Annotated in this window: 8 protein-coding genes; 6 read left to right on the top strand and 2 right to left on the bottom strand. The window is 36.6% G+C overall.

What is annotated here, in order from left to right:
• On the bottom strand, positions 1-353 hold a 353-nt coding region (locus tag DW793_RS03190; RefSeq protein ID WP_147342152.1), incomplete at its 3' end, for a hypothetical protein.
• A gap of 456 nt (positions 354-809) precedes the next feature.
• Between DW793_RS03190 and DW793_RS03185 the strand changes: the two genes are divergently transcribed.
• The 6 genes from DW793_RS03185 (at position 810) to DW793_RS03155 (ending at position 5,778) form a co-directional block, all read left to right on the top strand.
• On the top strand, positions 810-1,142 hold the full coding sequence (locus DW793_RS03185) for a sigma-70 family RNA polymerase sigma factor (RefSeq protein ID WP_181988274.1): 333 nt from the start codon (positions 810-812) through the stop codon (positions 1,140-1,142).
• Positions 1,135-1,815: a DUF4367 domain-containing protein gene (locus tag DW793_RS03180; RefSeq protein WP_118157042.1), complete on the top strand. Its 681-nt coding sequence runs from the start codon at positions 1,135-1,137 to the stop codon at positions 1,813-1,815. The genes DW793_RS03185 and DW793_RS03180 overlap by 8 nt, the downstream gene beginning before the upstream one ends.
• A gap of 571 nt (positions 1,816-2,386) precedes the next feature.
• Positions 2,387-2,596 (top strand): hypothetical protein, encoded by a 210-nt coding sequence (locus DW793_RS03170; protein ID WP_118157040.1) that lies wholly within the window; start codon positions 2,387-2,389, stop codon positions 2,594-2,596.
• Between the two features lie 15 nt (positions 2,597-2,611).
• Positions 2,612-3,823 carry an ABC transporter permease gene (locus DW793_RS03165; RefSeq protein WP_118157039.1) on the top strand — a complete coding sequence of 404 codons (1,212 nt, stop codon included), beginning with the start codon at positions 2,612-2,614 and terminating at the stop codon, positions 3,821-3,823.
• A 1-nt stretch (position 3,824) separates the two neighbouring features.
• Positions 3,825-5,102, top strand: a complete 1,278-nt coding sequence (locus DW793_RS03160; protein WP_118157038.1) for a hypothetical protein — start codon at positions 3,825-3,827, stop codon at positions 5,100-5,102.
• A gap of 13 nt (positions 5,103-5,115) precedes the next feature.
• The gene (locus tag DW793_RS03155) at positions 5,116-5,778 is read left to right on the top strand and encodes an ABC transporter ATP-binding protein (RefSeq protein ID WP_118157047.1); all 663 of its coding nucleotides are present in this window, start codon (positions 5,116-5,118) and stop codon (positions 5,776-5,778) included.
• Between the two features lie 152 nt (positions 5,779-5,930).
• Here DW793_RS03155 and DW793_RS03150 read toward each other — a convergent pair whose 3' ends face one another.
• A complete protein-coding gene (locus DW793_RS03150; protein ID WP_118157037.1) occupies positions 5,931-6,518 on the bottom strand; it encodes an AAA family ATPase in 588 nt (195 codons plus the stop codon).
• Positions 6,519-6,694 lie beyond the last annotated feature (176 nt).

Below are 6,694 nucleotides of genomic sequence, written 5' to 3'. Positions count from 1 at the left end.
TTGTCATTTAATTCAAATATTCTACCAGTTATGTATTTCTTTATTTCAACCTCATTTTTATCATTAATTAACTGATCTAACTGATAGTATTCGTCAGTCGTTTTAGTGTATTTTAATAAATCATAAAATTCATTAAAATCAGTATCATCTTTGTTGATCTGCTTTAAAGCCGATTCAAATGTAGCTCTTGCTTCACGAAATTGTTGGTCTTTTTGGTCACGATACTTGTTTGCACTTTTGTGATACATATTAAATATCCAGCTTAGTATAGCTATGACCGCTGCTATGATTATAGTGTTTACTCCGTCTTTCTGTATACGTTCAACGATTACTTCTGAATTTATGTTTACCATAAAAACCTCCTATTTATTTTAGTCTTACACTATAAATAATAGCGAAAGTAGTCGTTTCGTGCATCATATTGTTGATTTATATTTGAATTTTTGTAGCTTTAACTAAATTGAATGGCTCAATCATGTTAGTTTTATACAAGTATAAATTGCAAAATGTATTATAATTTCGGGTTATAAGTTTATTTGTTGGTATCTTGAAAAGTATGTCAATATGTGTTATACTTAGTAACATAAGTAACTCAGGGGGAATCAAATGTTAGCTGTATGTATGACCTTGATAGACAACGATAAGGATCAGACGTCTTTTGAAGATTTTTATTGCAGAAATCGTCAGATAGCCTATGCTTTTGCATACAAGATCTTGAATAATTCTGCGCTGGCAGAAGAGGCTTGTGCAAATGCTTTTTTCAGCATCGCAAAATGTTTTAAAAAATTCACAATTATTCTTTGCACGATATGGACGCATATCTTATTAGAACTATTAGAAACGCCTGTTATGCGATCTACAATAAGGAAAATCAAAATCCAACATCGTCTATATTTGATCTTAAGGTGGAAGATGAGCCGAGTGAGGATTTTTATGATGATATTGACTTAGATCTGCTTATAGATGCGGTAAGAAAGCTGGATGATAAACTAAAGTCTGTGATAGCATATAAGGTCTATTATGATCTGACTGCTGATGAGATCGCACAGATCATGGGCATTTCTAAGAGAACGGTATTTAATTATCTGAACAAAGCCAAAAGACAAATTTTAGATTTGATCGGTGGTGATCGTTTTGAATGATAAGTTAAGACGGGCAATAAAAACAGGCATAATTGATGAAGACTATAAGGATTATTTGGCTGTTGAGAAAATCCCACATGATTTTTCGGAAAAATATGAGCAGAGAATTGGCGTGCTGATAAAAACTAACAGAAAAAGCGGTCACAGACATATAAAGATCACTCTAAGATTTGCTGCGGCGATAATAGCTGCGGTGCTTGCGGTCGGCTCTGTGACAGTTGCCGCCGTACCGCAGCTGCGTGAATGGTTTGTTGGAATATTTGTGACACAAGGGGCATCTCATTCTAGTGTAAGATTTGCAGATGGTGATATTGAAGATAATAGTTTGTCTGTTGCCAACAATGTTATGACTCCTGACTTCATTCCTAGCGGTTATGTATTGTCAGAAGATTATATAGACGATTTTACACACATTGTGACTTATACAAACGGCACGGAGCAAATTCAATTCACTCAAAATGATATATCGGCTGGAATGAATATAGATATTGATGATTTAGGTGCAAGGCAAATAAAAATAGGTAAATATGACGGATATATTTCAATAACTGAAAATGATATTATTCTTGTTTGGACAGATAAATCTTTTTCATACTCAATCGTTGGAAATGCGAGCGAAAGTGACATAATTCGTATGGCTAATTCGGTAAAATTGCACAAACTTTCAAAATAGTTCAAGAAATGTGTACATTTTTGCACTACTCCATACGTTATATATTATGTGAGCAGATAAAAAAAGGAGGTGAAATTTTTGAAGAAAATAATGACTTTGCTTATTGCAGTGGTGATTTCTGTAATGACAGTATTGCCATGCTCCGCAGCGGATACCATGTTTGATAGTAATGATATCACAGTTTGTAACTTATACACTGATCTCATTACTGCGAAGGTTGCGATTAATTCATCAGGTAATGTTTATTACAGTTGCCAAGTACGTGGAAAAAGTAGTTGCACAAAAATTAGTGCATATGCGTATCTCCAGGTGTATAGTAATGGGTCCTGGAGCAATGTTGATTGTGTTACCAAGACGGTGAATAGTTCTACTCTTTTTGTTTCTGATACTTATAAGGGTACAAGTGGAAGCAAATATCGTTGTGAAGTACATGTATATTCATATAGCGGAAGCAAGTATGAATATCTTGAATCAACAAGTTCGACAGTAAAGAAACCATAGTTGTGTTTGGCGATTAAATCAGACATTTACACTTAAATATGTGAATGTCATGACGAGAAAGGAAATAAGTATGATTATTAAGAAAATTGTTACGGGAATTGTTGCATTGGTTATTGTAAGCACTATGGCTGTTACTACTGCATTAGCAACTACGTCAGCAACCAAAGAGGTATATGGTCAGTCATATGCTTATTATATCCATAGTGTAGAAGTTAGAACAGATAAGGATAATCAGTATACTATAGACGATGTTTATTATCGTATAAATCAAAATAAGTAATATTAAGAGGACTAAATGAAATACGTTTTTATTAACCTGAAAAATTTTGCCGTAAAGAATGTGCTTATCTTTATTCTATTTATTGTTTGCGCCGTTACTGATGTGCTTATAATATTGTTTTCACATGGTGCATTTCAGAATTTTAAAGCAAGCAAGGATTTTGAAAAGCAAAAGAAGTATGTATTTAACTATACTTTTTCATTTGGCGATATAATAGATACTCAGGAAGACAGTGATGGCAGGATCTTGTCTTATTTTGGAACAGATTCTATAACTCCTGTTCAGCTTCGGGAGGTGCTTGACAAGCTTGATGATAATTCTAAAGCGTCAATGCCGGGTATGTATTTTAGTTTAATGTTTGATCAAGACGAGCTTAAAATTGATGAGTGTTTTGACGGCGGTCAACCGTATCTTCTGTCTGCGGTGCGCATTCAATATGATAAGGAGCTGAATGATTATAGTTTATACGAATCGTATGTCGACAACATGAGTATACGCAAAGGCAGATATTTTACTAAGGAAGAATATGCTTCAGACGAAAATTTGGTCGTGCTGCCTAGCGGCGCAAAAGACGATATGATTGGCAAGAATGTTGAACTGCTTGGCAAAAGCTATAAGGTCATAGGCATATTCGGTAATACTGTACAAGAGGAATTTCAGGTGCCATTTAAAACGTTGGGTGATAACTGCACTATTTCAAGCATAAGTTTTCTTGATGACAATGCTCTAGATACAGAAAGCTTTTTTAAGCTGAAAAAAGCTTTCAGCGAAGTTCTAACGTGTAATGTTAATTTTCCTCCGATAGACACGATCGATATGGCTGAAATAAAATTCTACAATTCCGTTATATTTATGTCCGTAGCCGTTGCGATAGCTTCTGCAATAAATCTTGCAATGCTTTTCAGATACATAATAAGATCCCGTGCTAAACAGACTGCTATATTCATGCTGTGTGGCTGCACGTCAAATAAAATAAGACGGATGTATATAGCCGAGATAGGTATGATATCAGTGACGATATATGTGATATTTGCATTGGTATTCAATTATGCGCTGCTTCCTAAGCTTACTTTGTTTTTTGAGTATATCAAGGTCGCATATAATTTCAGGGTATATATGACCATATTTGGAATATATATTATTTCTATTTATTTGTTCCTTAACATTGTGATATTGTTTACAAATAAAAGATCCCCTGTGAAAATGATGAAAGAGAGGGGAAAATAATATGATAAAATATGGTTTAAAAGAATTTGCAAGAAATATCTACAGCAATATTTTTATCGCTGTTCAGCTCGCCATTGCATTTATTATAATGTCGGCGGCTGTTTCTTCTGTTCTTTCAAGAATAGAGATGTATACTCCTGTAAAGAAATACTTTCCTGATGGCAAGGGACTATATATATGTAATATATATGATACTGCTCCTCTTGACGGTGAGCTTAAAAATATTGATGATGTGGAGTCGGTGACAAGCGGATATGATACAAGCTTGTATTATTCTCCGTCATCAAAAGATCTATCTAATGGACTTGGTGACGATAGAATGAGCGTTAATGCTTTATCTGAAGATATGATAAAGTCATTTACGCCGCAGATGAGTTCGGGAAAATGGCTGTCTAATGCGTCGGCTAACGGAGATTTGATACCTGCTGTTGTGACTGAAAACAGCAACTACAAAACGGGTGACATAGTTACCATTATGCACAAAGAGAAAGTAGGGGAGATGTCCCCTGATGATGAGGATTTTGACTATGCTGATCCTTATAAGTATGAGTATGTTAAGAACAAGGTGAAAATTGTCGGTGTAATAGCTGACGGCTCACAGTTGCTGGGGTTTTCATCTGCATATTTAGGCACTGAGGATAGTATAAAAGAAAAGCCTGATTTCAGAGATCTTTATGCTAATGTCAATAAGCATGGCAACATGATGCTGATAGTTCCGACAGACTGTCTTAAAGATATAAACTGTAAAATATATCCTTGTGGCAATCAAATAGTAACGTTAAAGGATAATGTAAGCAATGAGCGTTTTAAGGAGATTGAATTATATCTGAGGGATTATGGCAGGGTTTTTGATTTTGAGGATTTCAGAGAAAATTCGCTTGTCTATATTAATGGTCAGCTTATCAAGCTTGTTCCAATGCTTATATGCGTGATAGTTCTTGTTATTGTAAGCTCAGTTTCGGCTTCGGCAGTGAACATAAAAAAGAGACTTGGAGATTATGGCATCTATTATCTCTGCGGAGCAAAGTGGAACGCATATATCAAGATAGATCTTGTGTGTGATCTTATGACCGCAGTTATGGCAGCCGCCATTGCAGTGTGTATTTCAAATGTTCTTACTATGAGCAAATTTATGGGAAATACAGTTATAAGTTTTGGTTGGCTGCACTTGATCGGCTGTGTATGTATCGTTATCTTGAACATTCTGATCTCACTTTTGATACCGGGCGTTATAATGAGACGAAATACACCAAATGAGATCTTGATGATAAATGAATAAGAGAGGCATTATAATGATAAAGCTTGATAAAATAATAAAGATATATAATCCAAAGAAAGCCAATGAATATGAGGCTTTGCATGGGGTATCATGCGAGATATCAGACGGTGAAATGGTAGCGATAATTGGAAAATCAGGCGCAGGAAAATCCACACTTTTGCATATCCTTGCCTGTATAGACAGCTATCAGAGCGGTGAGTACACAATTGACGGCACTTTGGTAAAAAATTCATCGGAGGGGCAGTATGCAAAGATAAGGAATGAAAAGATAGGCATTGTAATGCAGGACTTTGCACTTGTTGAGGATTTTTCTGCCCTTGAAAACGTATTGATTCCATTGGATTTTGCAAAGAAAAAGATAAAGAATAAAAAAGAAAAAGCTCTTGAAGCATTAAAAGCTGTTGGTATGGGGGATCTTTCTAAGAAGCCTTGCAACAAGCTTTCGGGAGGACAGAAGCAGCGTGTTGCTATAGCCAGAGCAATTGTCAACGAGCCTGCCATGATACTTGCGGACGAGCCTACAGGAGCGCTGGACACAAAGACCTCGGCCGAGATAATGGAGCTTTTCAAACGCCTTAACAAAGAGGGAAAAACAGTCGTTATCGTTACTCACGATCCAAAAGTTGCAGAACAATGCAGTCGTGTTATCGAAGTGTCTGACGGTAAGATCATATAGAAAAAATCCAATTCCCGCACATCAAATGCAAAAATCACATTTTGATATCGGCTGTTTAGCGTGATATTCTGTGGGTGTGACATATCCTAATAACATAATTCGAGCTTTTTTATCTTTCTTTTCTTTATATCTGTTTAATAAGAGTAAAATTGTCAGAATAAAAAAATGACCGCGCCCGTGAAAGGTGCGGTCATTAGTATTTTGTGGCGGAGCGTTAGTTTTGGTTTGGTCTGTATGTTTTTGCCATGCGTGAGAAGGATCTCCACTGTCTGCTCATGGTCTGATTCGTCAACTATTATCTTTGTCATACGCCTGCAAAAGGCAGGGTCGCTGTCGATGAGATTTGCTTCCTGGGTCGTTGTCGCTCCTATGAGCTTTATTTTCCCACGGCTCAGAGCAGGCTTCAAGATCTGAGCGACGATCCGATATGCCTTTTCCTGAAAAAGCATATGTATTTCGTCGATAAACAAAATTCGCTTCTCGGCCTGGTCGCTCATATAGTTTATGAGCATTTTGACCTTGTTTTCAAGGTCGCCCATAAGACCTGAATCTGCCACGATATCAGAGAGCTGGAGGGCATATATCTTATAGCCTTTGAGCTGTGGTACGATGTCCTTGCCCTCCTTTGTCAGGTTAAGAAGCTTAGACAGCGGTGTGCCCATTATCACAGTAATGGCGTTTTCGAGAGTCATGTTCTCGTACTCCTCGATGATGTCTTTTAAATTCAGTGTTTTAGTCATAATAATGACTTTCTTTCTGTGAAATAATTTTATTTAGCAGGCTATTGCCTACCATTGTGTAAATTGCAGCGGCAACGCCGCTGGGGGCGTTCACACCAGTGTAAGGCGATGAACGTTTGTAAAGAACAATGCTGACATGGCTATGCCCAACAGCAGTGAGCCATGTCAATTGTCCT

The organism is Ruminococcus sp. AM31-15AC (assembly GCF_003462045.1).
GTDB lineage: Bacteria > Bacillota > Clostridia > Oscillospirales > Ruminococcaceae > Hominimerdicola > Hominimerdicola aceti.
Note: the sequence above shows the minus strand (reverse complement) of the source record. Positions and strands in the feature narration are given on the sequence as shown.